Origin of the sequence: Thioclava sp. ES.031 (assembly GCF_002563775.1) — a bacterium.
Taxonomy (GTDB): Bacteria; Pseudomonadota; Alphaproteobacteria; order Rhodobacterales; family Rhodobacteraceae; genus Thioclava.
In genome coordinates, this window is record NZ_PDJO01000001.1 from 2,810,083 (window position 1) to 2,824,447 (window position 14,365).

At 65.9% G+C, this 14,365-nt stretch carries 17 protein-coding genes; 10 read left to right on the plus strand and 7 right to left on the minus strand.

Annotated elements, in window-relative coordinates; all coding sequences use genetic code 11:
- Positions 1 to 36: 36 nt before the first annotated feature.
- A complete protein-coding gene (locus tag AXZ77_RS13360; RefSeq protein WP_098411525.1) occupies positions 37 to 597 on the minus strand; it encodes a biotin transporter BioY in 561 nt (186 codons plus the stop codon).
- Positions 598 to 795: 198 nt separating this feature from the next.
- Here AXZ77_RS13360 and AXZ77_RS13365 point away from each other — a divergent pair, with 198 nt between their 5' ends.
- From AXZ77_RS13365 to AXZ77_RS13380, 4 genes are all read left to right on the plus strand, one after another.
- Positions 796 to 1,470, plus strand: a complete 675-nt coding sequence (locus tag AXZ77_RS13365) for an SDR family oxidoreductase (protein ID WP_098411526.1) — start codon at positions 796 to 798, stop codon at positions 1,468 to 1,470.
- Between the two features lie 137 nt (positions 1,471 to 1,607).
- On the plus strand, positions 1,608 to 2,393 hold the full coding sequence (gene surE / locus AXZ77_RS13370; RefSeq protein ID WP_078520133.1) for a 5'/3'-nucleotidase SurE: 786 nt from the start codon (positions 1,608 to 1,610) through the stop codon (positions 2,391 to 2,393).
- Positions 2,390 to 3,046: a protein-L-isoaspartate(D-aspartate) O-methyltransferase gene (locus AXZ77_RS13375; protein ID WP_098411527.1), complete on the plus strand. Its 657-nt coding sequence runs from the start codon at positions 2,390 to 2,392 to the stop codon at positions 3,044 to 3,046. Before surE ends, AXZ77_RS13375 begins: the two co-directional genes overlap by 4 nt.
- Before the next feature lie 54 nt (positions 3,047 to 3,100).
- Complete coding sequence (locus AXZ77_RS13380; protein ID WP_098411528.1) at positions 3,101 to 4,294, plus strand: LysM peptidoglycan-binding domain-containing protein; 1,194 nt, start codon at positions 3,101 to 3,103, stop codon at positions 4,292 to 4,294.
- A gap of 51 nt (positions 4,295 to 4,345) precedes the next feature.
- Here AXZ77_RS13380 and AXZ77_RS13385 read toward each other — a convergent pair whose 3' ends face one another.
- Positions 4,346 to 4,771: an Lrp/AsnC family transcriptional regulator gene (locus tag AXZ77_RS13385; RefSeq protein WP_078520136.1), complete on the minus strand. Its 426-nt coding sequence runs from the start codon at positions 4,769 to 4,771 to the stop codon at positions 4,346 to 4,348.
- A 121-nt stretch (positions 4,772 to 4,892) separates the two neighbouring features.
- Here AXZ77_RS13385 and rocF point away from each other — a divergent pair, with 121 nt between their 5' ends.
- From rocF to AXZ77_RS13400, 3 genes are all read left to right on the plus strand, one after another.
- Complete coding sequence (rocF, locus tag AXZ77_RS13390) at positions 4,893 to 5,819, plus strand: arginase (protein WP_098411529.1); 927 nt, start codon at positions 4,893 to 4,895, stop codon at positions 5,817 to 5,819.
- A gap of 5 nt (positions 5,820 to 5,824) precedes the next feature.
- Complete coding sequence (locus AXZ77_RS13395; RefSeq protein ID WP_098412557.1) at positions 5,825 to 6,874, plus strand: ornithine cyclodeaminase; 1,050 nt, start codon at positions 5,825 to 5,827, stop codon at positions 6,872 to 6,874.
- Between the two features lie 68 nt (positions 6,875 to 6,942).
- Positions 6,943 to 8,253, plus strand: coding sequence for an FAD-binding oxidoreductase (locus AXZ77_RS13400; RefSeq protein ID WP_098411530.1), 1,311 nt, complete (start codon positions 6,943 to 6,945; stop codon positions 8,251 to 8,253).
- A gap of 39 nt (positions 8,254 to 8,292) precedes the next feature.
- Here AXZ77_RS13400 and AXZ77_RS13405 read toward each other — a convergent pair whose 3' ends face one another.
- From AXZ77_RS13405 to AXZ77_RS13420, 4 genes are all read right to left on the minus strand, one after another.
- Positions 8,293 to 9,135: an ATP-binding protein gene (locus AXZ77_RS13405; protein WP_098411531.1), complete on the minus strand. Its 843-nt coding sequence runs from the start codon at positions 9,133 to 9,135 to the stop codon at positions 8,293 to 8,295.
- A complete protein-coding gene (gene tatC / locus AXZ77_RS13410) occupies positions 9,132 to 10,019 on the minus strand; it encodes a twin-arginine translocase subunit TatC (RefSeq protein WP_078571945.1) in 888 nt (295 codons plus the stop codon). The genes AXZ77_RS13405 and tatC overlap by 4 nt, the downstream gene beginning before the upstream one ends.
- Complete coding sequence (gene tatB, locus AXZ77_RS13415; protein WP_098411532.1) at positions 10,016 to 10,636, minus strand: Sec-independent protein translocase protein TatB; 621 nt, start codon at positions 10,634 to 10,636, stop codon at positions 10,016 to 10,018. Before tatB ends, tatC begins: the two co-directional genes overlap by 4 nt.
- A gap of 77 nt (positions 10,637 to 10,713) precedes the next feature.
- Positions 10,714 to 10,941: a twin-arginine translocase TatA/TatE family subunit gene (locus AXZ77_RS13420; RefSeq protein ID WP_078520142.1), complete on the minus strand. Its 228-nt coding sequence runs from the start codon at positions 10,939 to 10,941 to the stop codon at positions 10,714 to 10,716.
- 187 nt (positions 10,942 to 11,128) lie between these two features.
- Between AXZ77_RS13420 and AXZ77_RS13425 the strand changes: the two genes are divergently transcribed.
- The 3 genes from AXZ77_RS13425 to AXZ77_RS13435 all read left to right on the plus strand — a co-directional run bounded on the left by AXZ77_RS13425 (position 11,129) and on the right by AXZ77_RS13435 (position 12,883).
- A complete protein-coding gene (locus tag AXZ77_RS13425; protein ID WP_098411533.1) occupies positions 11,129 to 11,539 on the plus strand; it encodes a YafY family protein in 411 nt (136 codons plus the stop codon).
- A gap of 34 nt (positions 11,540 to 11,573) precedes the next feature.
- The gene (locus AXZ77_RS13430) at positions 11,574 to 12,218 is read left to right on the plus strand and encodes a MarC family protein (protein ID WP_078547797.1); all 645 of its coding nucleotides are present in this window, start codon (positions 11,574 to 11,576) and stop codon (positions 12,216 to 12,218) included.
- Positions 12,219 to 12,289: 71 nt separating this feature from the next.
- Positions 12,290 to 12,883 (plus strand): TIGR02281 family clan AA aspartic protease, encoded by a 594-nt coding sequence (locus AXZ77_RS13435; protein ID WP_098411534.1) that lies wholly within the window; start codon positions 12,290 to 12,292, stop codon positions 12,881 to 12,883.
- A 232-nt stretch (positions 12,884 to 13,115) separates the two neighbouring features.
- On the opposite strand, the gene AXZ77_RS13440 is transcribed toward AXZ77_RS13435, so the two are convergent.
- A complete protein-coding gene (locus tag AXZ77_RS13440) occupies positions 13,116 to 14,351 on the minus strand; it encodes a glycerate kinase (protein WP_098411535.1) in 1,236 nt (411 codons plus the stop codon).
- Positions 14,352 to 14,365: the final 14 nt, after the last annotated feature.

Consider the following 14,365-nt stretch of genomic DNA (forward strand, 5'->3'; position numbering starts at 1 on the left):
GGTCAGGAGGGCGGCACTTTGATTTGAGCCAAGGGCTCAGCCGCGCTTGCGCAGCACCGACCAGCCGCCCGCAACGACGAGCGCCGCCAGTGCCGCTTTCACGACACCGCCCAGCAGGAATGGCGTAGCACCGAGCACAATGGCTTTTCCGACGCTCATCCCGGTCACGACCTGCAGCATCGCGACGCCCGGCACGAAGAGGAGCGCGGCCGGGATCAGCGCCGCGATGAACAGCCGAAACAGCCCGCGATCGAAGCCGCGCTCGACCATCCAACCGGTCATCCACGCCATCGCAACAAAGCCCCAGAGATAGCCGCCCGTGGGCCCAATCAGCGCCATCGCGCCCGCTTTGCCATCGGCGAAGACCGGCAGCCCCATCGCGCCTTCCACGAGATAGGCGATCAGCGTCGCAGCCGCGAGCCGCGCCCCGAAGGCGAGCCCAACGATCGAGATCGCCAAAGTCTGCAGCGTCATCGGCACAGGAAACATCGGCACGCTCGCCTGCGCCGAGAGAGCGATAAAGAGCGACCCGGCCAGGATCATCGCGATGCGGGTCGGCAACGAGGTCGAGGGTAGAAGGGCTTGCGATAGGGTCATGTCATTGTCCGTATTACGTTTCTGATGATCGCAGCCTTCGCATCGCGCCCTTTCCTGTCAACGCACCGAGCCTATCAATGCGCGGCACTGCAAAGCTGACAAAGTCGCGCGCGGGCAAATTTGCAAAACAGCGGGAAAGGCGTGGGACGTGCATCTGCACGCTTGCGCGACGGCGGGCGTGGTGGCAAGAAATGCGCCATGAGCACGGATCAGACCCAAGACCCTTCTCAGGGCAAGAAACTGGCGCTTGTCACAGGCGCTTCGCGTGGCCTTGGCGGGGCGATCGCCGAAGCTTTGGCCGCAGACGGCTGGCATGTCATGGCCGTCGCACGGACCACCGGTGCGCTGGAAGAGCTCGACGACCGTATTCAGGCGAAGGGCGGTTCCGCCTCGCTCGGTCCGCTCGACGTGACCGAGCCCGATCAGATGGCGCATCTCGCACAGTCGATCGGCGCGCGCTGGGGCGGGCTCGATCTGTGGGTGCACACGGCGATCCATGCCGCGCCGCTCTCGCCGACGGGTCATATCGACGCGAAGGAACTGGCCAATTCGGTCAAGGTGAACGTGACCGCGACCGCGCAGCTCATCGGGCAGATGGAGCCGCTGCTGCTTGCGCGCGAAGGCACCGCGCTGGCCTTCGACGATCCGCGTGCGGGCCAGAAATTCTTCGGCATCTATGGGGCGACGAAAGCCGCGCAGATGGCGATGATGCGGTCGTGGCAGGCCGAGACGGTGAAGATCGGGCCGCGCGTGGTGATTGCGGAGCCTGCGCCGATGGCGACCGCGCTGCGCGGACGGTTCTTCCCCGGCGAAGATCGCGACGCGCTGGCCGATCGCCATGCCGAAGCGCGGCGCATCCTCGACACGCTCTGATCGCAACCAAAGCGCCGCCGAATTGGCCTTCGGCTGCGGCGCTTTGGCGACACATCCGCGCTGTCGCCCGCCCCCGCTTTACCCTTCATCCGCCGCACGGTAAGCATCGGGTGACGCGACGGCGAACTGGGGGCAACATGCGTATTCTCATCACCAATGACGACGGGATCGACGCACCGGGACTGGCCGTTCTGGGCGAGATCGCCGAAGAACTTGCAGGCCCCGATGGCGAGGTCTGGACGGTCGCGCCGGCCTTCGAGCAATCGGGCGTGGGCCATTGCATCTCCTACACCCGGCCGATGATGATCTCGAAACTGGCAGAGCGCCGTTTCGCAGCCGAAGGCAGCCCCGCCGATTGCGTGATGGCCGGGCTGTACGACGTGCTGGAGGAGCAGCGGCCCGATCTGGTACTCTCGGGCGTGAACCGGGGCAACAACTCCGCCGATAACGCGCTTTATTCCGGCACATTGGGCGGCGCGATGGAGGCGGCGCTGCAAGGCGTGCCCGCGATCGCCCTGTCGCAATTCATCGGCCCCGAGGTCTTCAACGCCCCCGACATGTTCGAGGCAGCCCGGGTCCATGGCGCGGCGCTGGTGCGCAAGCTGATCGATCAGGGCATCTGGGACGATGGCGATTACCGGGTCTTCTACAACGTCAATTTCCCGCCGGTGCTGGCCAAAAACGTCAAAGGCCACAAGGTCGCGGCCCAAGGCTTCCGCAAGGATTGCTTCTTCTCGACCGAGGCGCATCACGCGCCCTCGGGACGGCGTTTCCTCTGGATCAAGGGCGGCCCGCAACACACGCCGACGCAGCCGGGCACCGATGCCGCCGTCAATCTCGACGGCTATATCTCGGTCACGCCGATGCGCGCCGATCTGACCGCGCATGACGTGATCGCCGATCTGGAGGCCCGTCTGGGATGAGCGAGGGTGCGGAAGAGGATCTGGCCGAGCGCAAGATGCGGTTCCTCTTCGCGCTGCGCTCCAAGGGCGTGACCGACGCGCGCACCCTGCACGCGATGGAGGGGATCGACCGCGGCCAGTTCGTGCGCGGCATCTTCGCCGACCGCGCCTATGAGGACATGCCCCTGCCCATCGCCTGCGGGCAGACGATCTCTCAACCCTCGGTTGTCGGACTGATGACGCAAGCTGCCGATGTGGGTCCGCGCGACACCGTGCTCGAGATCGGCACCGGCTCGGGCTATCAGGCCGCGATCCTGAGCCAGCTCGCCCGCCGCGTCTATACCGTGGACCGGCATCGCAGGCTGGTGCGCGAGGCCGAAGGCGTCTTTAACGCGCTGCGGCTCACCAATATCGTCGCGATTTCCGGGGACGGCTCGCACGGGCTACCCGATCAGGCGCCCTTTGATCGAATCATCGTGACTGCCGCTGCGGAAGACCCTCCCGGGCCACTCTTGGCCCAGCTGAAGATCGGGGGTATCATGGTTCTACCCGTGGGCCAGTCGGACACGGTGCAAAGCCTGATCCGGGTGCGCCGGCTCGAGACGGGTTTCGATTACGAAGAATTGCGCCCGGTGCGTTTTGTCCCCCTCGTCGAGGGCGTGGCAAACGATTGAGTGGCAGGTAAGAACGGACCCCGAAGAGGTCTGAGAGACAGTGAGGACGAGCGGATGGCAACGAAGATTTCCCGGCTGCGGCTGATCCTGGCAGGTGGCGTCGCGCTGACGGCGTTGGCCGCCTGTAACCCGAACGGGTTCGATCTGGACATGCGCGGCTATGGCAATGGCGGGCTCGACACGAGCGCCGCCGCCCGGCAGGCGGTGCAGGATCGCCCGCGCCCGAACGCGCAGGGCATCATTACCTACCCGAATTATCAGGTCGTCGTGGCGCGCCGCGGCGATACGGTCAACTCCGTCGCGCAGCGGATCGGCACCGATCCCGGCGCGCTGGCCCGCTATAACGCGGTCGCCCCCGATGCGGTGCTGAACGCGGGCGAAGTGCTGGCTCTGCCCAACAAGGTCGCAACCACGGGCGGCTCCGCGGCGCCGGGCAACTCCAGCGCACTGACCTCGGAGACGATCGACATCACCTCGCTCGCCTCGAACGCGATCGACAAGGCGCAGGCGAACCAGCCCGCCAAATCGACCCCGGCCTCGGCTCCGGTCTCCACCAACAGCGCCGAGCCGATCCGTCACAAGGTAGCACGCGGCGAGACCGCCTATTCGATCGCGCGCTACTACTCGGTGCCGGTGAAGGCGCTGGCCGAATGGAACGGGCTGCCCAACGACCTGCGCGTGCGTGAAGGTCAGGTGCTGATCATCCCGGTCGCGTCGAACCGCCAGCCCGCGAGGGTCGAGACCGCGACGGCCACGACAGCGCCGGGCACCGGCTCGCCGACCCCGGTGCCGCCCTCCGCGGCGGAGCCCCTGCCCGACAAGACGCCGCCGAAAGCCTCTGCGCCGGTCAAGACGCAGACCCCGGACATGAGCACCGATCGCACCAAGGCGTCGGACACGTCGAAGATGGCGATGCCGGTGCCGGGTTCGATCATCCGCCCCTACAAGAAGGGCTCGAACGACGGCGTGGATATCTCGGCTTCGGCCGGGACGGCGGTGAAAGCCGCCGAGAGCGGCACCGTGCTGCTGATCAGCCAGGACACCGACGATGTCGCCTTCCTCGCGATCAAGCATCCCGACAATCTGGTGACGGTCTATTACAACGTGACCGGCATCACGGTGAAAAAAGGCGCGAGCGTCAAGCGCGGCCAGACCATCGCCAAGGTCGCGTCCGGCGATCAGGGCTATCTGCATTTCGAGGTCCGCAAGGGGATCGATTCCGTCGATCCGATGCCCTACCTCAACTGATTTTGCGCGGCGGGCCGGAGATGTTTCGGCCCGCCCGCACGCCCTGCCCGCTCAACCCGCGACAGGCGCAAGCAGCAGACAGCTTTCGCTGTTGAGCACTCCCGGAATTTCCCGAATATCGCGCAAGGCCCGGTCGAATTCGCCCAGAGTCTCGGCCCGGATCTCCGCCACCAGATCCCAGTTGCCATTGGTCGCAAAGACCGTCGTCACCTCAGGGATGCGGTGCAGCGCCCGGATCACCGCGCGCGACATCTTGCCCTGCAACTCCACCAGCGTGATTGCGCGCACCTGCCCCTCGACATCGGTCTCTGTCTCGATGGTGAAGCGCCGGATCTGCCCCGAGGCGACCAGCGCCTCCAGCCGGGCCCGCGCGGTGGTGCGCGACACTCCCACCTGCAGCGCGAGATCGGTCATCGAAAGCCGCGCATCCGCGCGCAACGCGGCCATGATCGCGCGGTCCGTATCGTCGAGCTGCATTTCCCCTCCGTTTTGATCAATTACCTAGTCGAATTGACCAAATTTAGTTCCGTTTTGCGCAAATTGACAAGCGAAACCTCTGCGCCATTTCGTCAGACTAAGACCAACAAGGGAGATCTCGATGACACGCACAGTTTCGATTCTGGGCGCGCCTATTCAAACTGGCGCTTCGCAACCCGGCTGCATCATGGGACCGGCCAGTCTGCGCATCGCGGGGCTGGGCGACATCCTGACCGAGCTGGGCTGGGAGGTGGATGATCTGGGCGACCTGTCGATCCCCCCGCAAGAGCCGGTGCCGCACAAGAACCCCGCGATCCACGATCTGGCCGAAACCCGTGCCTGGATCGAGGCGCTCTCGCAGGCGGCGTTCGACGCCGCCCAGACCCATGACCGCCCGATCTTCATCGGCGGCGATCACGCGCTGGCCGCGGGCACGCTGAGCGGCCTCGCGCGGCATGCGAAGACGCAAGATCGTCCCTTGTTCGTCCTTTGGCTCGATGCGCACCCGGACCTGCACACGCTGGAGACCACGACCAGCGGCAACCTGCATGGCACGCCCGTGGCCTATGTCACCGGCCAGCCCGATTTCGAGGCCTTCCCGCCGCTGGAAGCCAGCATCGATCCGAGGAATTTCTGCATGATGGGCATCCGCTCGGTCGATCCGGCGGAGCGCGAGCGCATCAAGCAGATCGGCTTGGAAGTCCATGACATGCGCGCCATCGACGAGACCGGCGTGCTGGCGCCCCTGCGCGCCTTCCTCGACCGCGTGCGCGAAGCCAACGGCTTGCTGCATGTCAGCTTCGACGTCGATTTCCTCGACCCCGGCATCGCGCCCGCCGTGGGCACGACCGTGCCGGGCGGCGCCACGTTCCGCGAGGCGCATCTGATCATGGAAGAGGTCGGCGACAGCGACCTCGTGACCTCGCTCGACATTGTCGAGCTCAACCCTTTCCTCGACGAACGCGGCCGCACGGCGAAACTGCTCTGCGACCTCGCCGCCAGCCTCTTTGGCCGCCGCGTTCTCGACCGCATGACACGGAGCTTTTGATGGATATGTCCCCTCTCGCCCCCTCCAAACTGGCCTTCGTGCCCTTCGTTTCCGTCGCCAACATGATGAAGCTGGTGAACGAGATCGGCCCCGAACAGGTGATGCGCGACCTCGCCGCCTATATCGAAGAGGATTTCCGCCGCTGGCCGGATTTCGACAAGACCCCGCGCGTGGCGAGCCATTCGGCGGAGGGCGTGATCGAGCTGATGCCGACCGCGGACGCCGAGAATTACGGCTTCAAATACGTCAACGGCCACCCCAAAAACGGCCGCACCGGGCACCAGACCGTGACGGCCTTCGGCGTGCTGTCCTCGGTCGCCACGGGCTATCCGCTGCTGATGACCGAGATGACGATGCTGACCGCGCTGCGCACTGCGGCCACCTCGGCACTGGTGGGCAAATACCTCGCCCCGAAAGGCGCGACGGTCATGGGCATGATCGGCAATGGCGCGCAATGCGAGTTCCAGGCGCTGGCCTTCCGCGCGATCTGCGGGATCGACACACTGCGGCTCTATGACATCGACCCGACGGCGACCGAGAAGGCCGCGAAGAACCTGACCGCGCAGGGGTTCAAGGTCACCAAGTGCCGCTCGGCCGAAGAAGCCGTCGAGGGCGCGCAGGTCATCACCACCTGCACCGCCGACAAGCAGTATGCGACGATCCTGACCGACAACATGGTCGGCTCCGGCATCCACATCAACGCGATTGGCGGCGACTGCCCCGGCAAGACCGAACTGCATCGCGACATCCTCACCCGCTCGGAGATCTTCGTCGAATACCCGCCGCAGACCCGCATCGAGGGCGAGATTCAGGCGCTCGACGAAGACCACCCGGTGACCGAGCTGTGGAAAGTCATGCGCGGCGAGGCCGAGGGCCGTCGCGACGCGAAACAGATCACGCTGTTCGATAGCGTGGGCTTCGCGATCGAGGATTTCAGCGCGCTGCGCTACATCCATGACCGCGTGAAGGGGGGCGAATACGCGCAGATGCTCGATCTTATGGCAGACCCCGACGATCCGCGCGATTTGTTCGGGATGCTGACGCGGGCGGGCTGAGCCCGCTTGCGCTTGGCGCGCGCGCGTGGCACCGAAAGCCAAACGCCCCTTTCAGACGAGTGCGCGACATGACCCATCAGACCCACCCCTATGCGGGCGACGGCAGCCATACCGGCAGCTACTATGCGGCTTCGGCCAACCCGGCACCCTTGCGCGCGGAACTGGTGGGCGAACAGGAGGCCGATATCTGCGTCGTCGGCGCAGGCTTCTCGGGTCTCTCGACCGCGCTGCATCTGGCGGAGAAGGGCTACAAAGTCACCGTCGTAGAGGGCGCACGCATCGGCTGGGGCGCCTCGGGCCGCAATGGCGGTCAGGTGGTGAACGGGCTGAACGCGAGCCTCGACGTGATCGAGAGCCGCTACGGGCAGGACACCGCGAATTTCGTCGCCGGCCTCGTGATGGAAGGCGGCGACATCATCCGCGAGCGGGTTGCGACCTATGACATCCAATGCGACCTGAAACCGGGCAACGTCTTCGCGGGGCTCACTGGTAAGCATATGCAGGAGCTGGAAGCGCGCTGGAAGCTCTGGCGCAGCTACGGCATCGAGAGCCAGGAGATGCTGAGCCGCGAGCAGATGCGCGAACACGCGAATTCCGACCTCTATGCGGGCGGCATGATCGACCACAAGGGCGGCCATCTGCATCCGCTGAACCTCGCGCTTGGCGAGGCAGCGGCGATTGAGAAACTGGGCGGCACGATCTACGAGATGTCGCCCGTGACCTCGGTCGATACCGAAGCCGCGCGCCCGGTGATCAAGACTGCGAGAGGCCAGATCACCGCGAAGACGCTGGTGCTGTGTGGTAACGCCTATCTCGGCCATGTCGTGCCCACGCTGGAGCGGCGCGTGATGCCCGTCTCGACGCAGGTGATGGCGACCGAGCCGCTGGGCGAGGCGAAGGCCCACGAGTTGATGCCGTCCGATGTTTGCATCGAGGACGTGCGCTACATCCTCGACTATTACCGCATGTCCGCCGACAACCGCCTGCTGTTCGGCGGCGGCACGGTCTATGGCGGGGCCGATCCGAAGGACATCAAGGCGAAGCTCTGGAAGAACCTCGAGAAGGTCTTCCCGCAGCTGAAGGGCACCAAGATCGACTACGCGTGGTCGGGCAATTTCGCGCTCTCCTTCAGCCGTGTGCCGCAGATGGGCCGGATCGGGCAGAACACCTATTTCGCGCATGGCTATTCCGGCCACGGCGTCACCGGCTCGCATACGTTCGGACGCATCCTTTCGGAGGCGATCAACGGCGATCTGACCCGGTTCGATACGTTCGCGAAACTGCCGTGGATCCCGTTCCCCGGCGGGCGCACCTTCCGCGTGCCCTACTCGGTCGCGGGGTCGTGGTGGTATGCGCTGCGCGACCGGCTGGGGGTCTAAGCCCCCCGCCCGCGCCTCAGACGATGCGGCGTGACGCGCTTACAGCGCGACGCCGCGTCGCCCGGCCAGATCGGTGAAATACTGCCATGCAACACGGCCCGAGCGCGCCCCGCGCGTGGCCTGCCATTCTATGGCCTCGGCGCGCAGGTCTTCGTCGGAAATCTCCACGCCGTAGTTGTCGCAATAGCCGCGGATCATCGTGAGATACTCGTCTTGGCTACAGGGATGGAAGCCCAGCCACAGACCGAAACGATCCGAAAGCGAGACTTTCTCCTCCACCGCCTCGGACGGGTTGATCGCGGTCGAACGCTCGTTCTCGATCATGTCGCGTGGCATCAGGTGGCGCCGGTTCGACGTGGCATAGAGGATCACGTTCACGGGCCGCCCCTCGATCCCGCCATCCAGCACCGCTTTCAGCGATTTGTAATGCTGATCGTCATGGCTGAACGAGAGATCGTCGCAGAACAGGATGAAGCGCATCTCGGGCGCGTCGCGCAGATGCGCGAGCAGACGGCCGACGGAGGGAAGATCCTCGCGCGCAAGCTCCACCAGTTTCAGCGGCAGCCCCTCGGCCACCGCCGCCGCGTGGGCGGCTTTCACGAGCGAAGATTTCCCCATCCCGCGCGCGCCCCAGAGAAGCGCATTGTTCGCCGCCGCCCCGCGCGCGAATTGCAGCGTGTTGGCCAGCAGCGTGTCGCGCGAGCGGTCGATGCCGTGCAGCAGGCTCAGATCGACGCGGTTCACCTGCGCCACGGGCTCCAGCCGATCCGGCGCGGTGTGCCAGATGAAGGCGTCGGCAGAGGCGAAGTCCGGCGCGGGCTGCGGCGCGGGCGAGAGCCGCTCCAGCGCCGAGGCGATGCGGGTCAGCGCCGCGTCACTCATGCCTTGCCGTCCTTCTCGTCCGCGTCGTCATCGCCCGCTTCGTCCTCGTCATCGTCCCATTCGTCGGGGTCGATCCAGGTGCCTTCGGCGCGCATCCGGGCTTCACGGGTCTTCTCGATCCGTTTCACAAGCTGGATCGACACTTCGTAGAGACCATAGACCACCGTGAACAGGATGACCTGAGAGATCACATCCGGGGGCGTGGCGATCGCCGCCACCACGAGGATCGCGACCACGGCATATTTGCGCATGTTGCCGAGACCTTCGGAGGACACGAGCCCCGCCTTGCCCATCAGCGACAGCAGAACGGGCAGCTGGAAACAGATCCCAAAGGCCATGACGAACTTGATCGTCAGGTTGAGATATTCCTGCACCGAGCCCTGGAAGCCGATCGCGGCCATCTCGTTCGCGCCCGAAGTCGCGCCGATCTCGCCCTGCTGGAAGCCGAGGAAGAAGTTAAAGGCCAGCGGCAGGATGATGTAATAGGCGAACGCCGCGCCAAGGAAGAACATCACCGGCGAGGCGACCAGGAAGGGCAGGAACGCGTTCTTCTCATTGCGATAGAGGCCCGGCGCCACGAACCGCCACATCTGATAGGCGATGATCGGGAAAGCCAGGGCGAAACCGCCGAGGAAAGAGATGTTGATCGCGACGAAGAAGCCTTCCTGCAGTTTGATCAGGTAGAGGCCGCATTGCTCGCCGCGCGATTCCAGTGCCGAGCAGACCGGACGGGTCAGGAAGTTGAAGATCGGGTTCCAGACCGTGTAGCAGACCACCATCGCGACGATGAAGGCCCCCAGCGAATAGAGGATGCGCGTGCGCAGTTCGGCAAGGTGCTCGATCAGCGGGGCCGAGCTTTCCTCGATCTCGTTATTGTCGCTCATGCGTCACCCTTCTTCGCGGCGGGTTTCTTCGCCGCCGTCTTCTTGGCCGCCGGTTTGGCACCGGTTTTCGCGGCGGGTTTACTGCTCGATTTGGTTGCCGGCTTGGCGCTGGATTTCGCTGCGGTCGAAGTGCCCGTCTTGGTGCCAGTCGTCTTGGCGCCAGTCTTGGCTGCGGTCTTCGGCGCGGCTTTCTTCGCAGCGGGCTTGGCCGCCGGCTTGCTTGCCGTCTTGGATGTCTCGGGTTTGGCCGTCTCGGCCGGGCTCGCCTCAGGCTTGGGCGGCTCCGCCTCGGGATCGGGCTTGAGCGAGGTCTTCCCGCTCTCGGACCGGCCCGGCTCCCATTTCTCGAAAGCGTCGGTCGCTTTTTCCAGCGCGTCGAGCCCGAGCGATTTCTTGGACGCCAGCGATTTCAGATCGCGCACGGAGCCCGCGGCTTCATCGAGCCCGGTATCCTTCGCCGCATCTTCCATCGCCCGCGAAAACTCGCGCCCCATCGCCTTGGCCTTCGCAGTGATGCGGCCAAGCTGGTGGAACATCTTGGGCAGGTCTTTCGGTCCCACCACGATCAGCGCCACGACGCCGATCAGCAGAAGCTCGCTCCAACCGATGTCTAACATGAGTGCTCAGGCCTCCGGCCGATTGAGGACGCAAAGGCAAACGGGCCACGGCCCGCAAACCCCGAATGCGATCAGGCTCAGGCCTTGTCTTTTTCTTTCTGGACTTCGTCAGCCGGGGTCACGTCACGTGCCTCGTCGACGGTGCCGTCCTCGATTTCTTTCGAGCCGTCGCTCACGCCTTTCTTGAAGGCGGTGATGCCTTTGCCGACTTCACCCATGAGCGAGGAAATCTTGCCGCGGCCAAAAAGAACCAGAACCACGACGGCGATCAGAAGAAGGCCGGGAAGGCCGATATTGTTGAGCATTGTTGTCTCTCCTCTGGTCACGGGCCCGCCGCCCGCGCCTTATGTCGGTCCCGAGTTTTAGGATCATGCGGGCCTCAATCCTAGAGCGATTCCGCCCAAACGGCGCTTTGAGGGGCAGATTACTGACAGTTCATTGTCAGTTGCCCTCCCTCGCGTTACCCTTCTAGCGACCCGACGGGAGAGCCCCATGACCCGCGACGAGCGGCTGCAACAGATCATCGCCATCCTGCGCGACGGCAAGATGCATCGCGCCAGCGACCTGGCCGAGCGGCTGGGCGTTTCCGCCCGCACGATCTGGCGCGACATGGCCGAAATCTCGGCCTATGGCGTGCCTGTCGAGGGCGAGCGCGGCGTGGGCTACATCCTGCGCCGAGCCGTGGGCCTGCCGCCTCTGGTGCTGACCCGCGAGGAGCTGGCGGCGCTCGATCACCTGCTCGATCTGGCCGAGGCGGTGGACGATCCGCGCCTCGCCGGAGGGGCTGCGAGCCTGGCCACGAAGATCCGCGCCGCCCTGCCCTCAGCGCCGCCCGAACCGCCCGCCGAAGCCTCTCCCGAAGACGCCGGGGAAGGGCTGGCGGGGGACCCGGGATCACGCTAGGCTCGCCCGCGAAACTTGGAAGGGATGCCCCTACGTGATCGGTGCCGAATACATCACTGCTTTCGTGACGCTTTTCGTCATCATCGACCCGATCGGTCTGGCCCCGGTCTTCATCGCGCTGACGCTGGGCGAAAGCCACCGCGCACGTCTGCGTATCGCCTTCCGCGCGCTCATCATCGCCGCCGTGCTGCTGACGCTGTTCGGTATCTTCGGCGACAAGATCCTCGCCGGGATCGGTATCTCCATGCCCGCCTTCCGCATTGCGGGCGGGGTGCTTTTGTTCCTTACCGCGCTCGACATGCTGTTCGAACGCCGCACCAAGCGCCGCGAGGCGCAGGGCGAGGAGCACGAGGCCGATCCCGAGACCGATCCCTCCGTCTTCCCGCTGGCGACGCCCCTTCTCGCCGGCCCCGGCGCGATGGCCACGATGATCCTGCTGGCAGGGCGCGAGGGCGGCGACTGGCTGCATGTCGTGGCGATCATCGCCATGATGCTTCTGGTGCTGGGCTGTGTCCTGGTGATGTTCCTGCTCGCCACCCCGATCGAGCGCGCGCTGGGGCGCACCGGCACGATGGTCGTCACCCGGCTTCTGGGGATGCTGCTGGCCGCGCTGGCGATCCAGTTCATCCTCGACGGGCTGCACGGTGCGGGGCTGATGGGCGGCGTCCCGACAAGCTGAGGCAATCCGCCCTCTGGGAAAGTCACCTGCGCGGACCTATCTGAAAGAGATCGGTAGGGGTAACGAGGATCATGGTGGAGACGATCATCAGCGAAAACTGGGGACGGCTAGTCTATCTGAGCCTCCTGCTCGTCGCCGTGGGCGGGTATTTCGTGCTGGAGATCCGCCGCCGTCCCGGTCGCACCATGCAACAGGCCGCGATCTGGGGGCTGATCTTTCTCGGCACGCTCGCCGCGGTCGGGCTTTGGACCGATATCCAGCGGCAAGTGACGATCCCCGATCAGGCGGTGATGCGCGATGGCCGGATCGAGGTGCCGCAAGCGCCCGACGGGCATTACTACCTCACCGCCGAGGTCAACGGCACGCCGATCCGCTTCGTCGTCGATACCGGCGCGAGCCAGATCGTGCTGACCCAACGCGCCGCCGAGCGCGCGGGCATCAACACTTCCGATCTCGCCTATATCGGGCAGGCGCGCACCGCCAATGGCATCGTCGCGACCGCGCCGGTGCGGCTGGAGCGCTTCGATCTGGGACCGATCCACGACAGCAACCTGCGCGCCGTGGTCAATCGCGGTTCGATGGATACCTCGCTTCTGGGCATGACCTATCTCACCCGTTTCGCGAAGGTGGAATTTGCGCGCGGCACGCTGATCCTCGAACGCTGAGCGGGCGCGGCCCGCAATCGTCGTGATCCTGCCTTTTTCGTGCCTCAATCTTTGCCGAGGCTCCGAGGGCGCCCGCCGATCAGGCTGCGCCACTCAGGCTTCGTTACGAGGAAAACACGCATGGTTGCTTTCGACACCCTCGCTCTCGCGATCATCACCGTCGCAGCCATTCGCGAAACCTATCTCCGCCTGCGCCCGATGATGCGCTCTGCCGAAGCAGAGCGCGGCTAAGCTAGCCTTTCACCAGAACCGCGAGATCGGCCACATTCGTGCCGGTTGCCCCCGTCATCAGCAGCGCATCGGCCGCCTGCAGGACGTGATAGCTGTCATTGCGCGCAAGCGCCGCATCGCAATCGACGCCCGCCGCCCGCGCCGCCGCGCAGGTCTCCGGCCCCACCAGACCGCCCGCCGCATCCGTCGGCCCGTCACGGCCGTCGGTGCCGCCCGAGAGGAAGCGCCATGCACCCTCGATCCCGGCCGCCTCTGCCGCGCAAGCCACCCGCAGCGCCAGTTCCTGATTGCGGCCGCCACGCCCGTCGCCCTTGATCGTCACGGTGGTCTCACCGCCCATGACCAAAGCGCCTGCGGGCATATCGCGCAGCAGAGCCACGATCTGCGGCGCAAGATCGGCCACATCCCCGTCGAGCGCGAAGGGCGCCGCCTCGGCCCCGGCCGAGACCATCGCCGCGACCGACAGCCCGTTCGCCCCGATCAGACGGTTGCGGGCGGCGGGCAAAGCGGGCTCGGCGCCGGAGGCTTCCAGATGCGCCTGCACAGGGGCGGGCAGCGCCTCCCAGATCCCGAGATCACGACAGAGCTGCGCCGCCTCGGCCCGCGTGCCGATCGGCTCGACCGTGGGACCAGAGGCGATCACGCGCAGATCGTCGCCGGGCACATCGGACAGGATCAGTCCCGTCACGGGGGCCGCGCTGGCAAGCAGCCAGCCGCCGCCCTTGAGCTGGGACAGTTGTTGGCGGATCAGGTTCATCTGCGTGATGTCCGCACCGCAGCCAAGCAGCAGGCGGCTGACCTCGGCCTTGTCCGACAGGCTCAGCCCCTCGGCGGGCGCCACAGCCAGCGCGGAGCCCCCGCCGGAAATCAGCGCCAGAACGCGATCCTCCGGCCCACAGCCCTGCAGACATTCCAGAATCGCGCGCCCTGCCCGCTCGCTGCCCTCTCCCGGCACGGGGTGGTCGCCCGCGATCAGCGTAACGCCCGCGCGCGGGGGCGCCGCTTCGGCATTCTCGGGATTGGTGACGACCAGCGCCTGCGCCTCCGCGGGCAGCGCGTCGAGCGCCGCGGCAGTCATCGCAAGCGCCGCCTTGCCGAGCGCGATCACCTGCCAGCGCCCGCCCGGCCCCGGCGGGGTGTCCATCGCCCATCCCATCGCGCGGGTCACCCCCGCTGCCGGGTCGGCCGTCTTCACCCCGATGTCGAACAATTCGCGCGCGCGTGCTTCCAGATCCATTCCTGCCCCCTTCG

Coding starts and splice junctions, on each gene's coding strand:
- AXZ77_RS13395 (WP_098412557.1), top strand. CDS start 5,825: ATGTCCCCTCTCGCCCCCTCCAAACTGGCCTTCGTGCCCTTCGTTTCC.
- AXZ77_RS13380 (WP_098411528.1), top strand. CDS start 3,101: ATGGCAACGAAGATTTCCCGGCTGCGGCTGATCCTGGCAGGTGGCGTC.
- AXZ77_RS13425 (WP_098411533.1), top strand. CDS start 11,129: ATGACCCGCGACGAGCGGCTGCAACAGATCATCGCCATCCTGCGCGAC.
- tatB (WP_098411532.1), bottom strand. CDS start 10,636: ATGTTAGACATCGGTTGGAGCGAGCTTCTGCTGATCGGCGTCGTGGCG.
- AXZ77_RS13375 (WP_098411527.1), top strand. CDS start 2,390: ATGAGCGAGGGTGCGGAAGAGGATCTGGCCGAGCGCAAGATGCGGTTC.
- AXZ77_RS13385 (WP_078520136.1), bottom strand. CDS start 4,771: ATGCAGCTCGACGATACGGACCGCGCGATCATGGCCGCGTTGCGCGCG.
- AXZ77_RS13440 (WP_098411535.1), bottom strand. CDS start 14,351: ATGGATCTGGAAGCACGCGCGCGCGAATTGTTCGACATCGGGGTGAAG.
- AXZ77_RS13435 (WP_098411534.1), top strand. CDS start 12,290: ATGGTGGAGACGATCATCAGCGAAAACTGGGGACGGCTAGTCTATCTG.
- AXZ77_RS13400 (WP_098411530.1), top strand. CDS start 6,943: ATGACCCATCAGACCCACCCCTATGCGGGCGACGGCAGCCATACCGGC.
- AXZ77_RS13420 (WP_078520142.1), bottom strand. CDS start 10,941: ATGCTCAACAATATCGGCCTTCCCGGCCTTCTTCTGATCGCCGTCGTG.
- surE (WP_078520133.1), top strand. CDS start 1,608: ATGCGTATTCTCATCACCAATGACGACGGGATCGACGCACCGGGACTG.
- rocF (WP_098411529.1), top strand. CDS start 4,893: ATGACACGCACAGTTTCGATTCTGGGCGCGCCTATTCAAACTGGCGCT.
- AXZ77_RS13365 (WP_098411526.1), top strand. CDS start 796: ATGAGCACGGATCAGACCCAAGACCCTTCTCAGGGCAAGAAACTGGCG.
- AXZ77_RS13360 (WP_098411525.1), bottom strand. CDS start 597: ATGACCCTATCGCAAGCCCTTCTACCCTCGACCTCGTTGCCGACCCGC.
- AXZ77_RS13405 (WP_098411531.1), bottom strand. CDS start 9,135: ATGAGTGACGCGGCGCTGACCCGCATCGCCTCGGCGCTGGAGCGGCTC.
- tatC (WP_078571945.1), bottom strand. CDS start 10,019: ATGAGCGACAATAACGAGATCGAGGAAAGCTCGGCCCCGCTGATCGAG.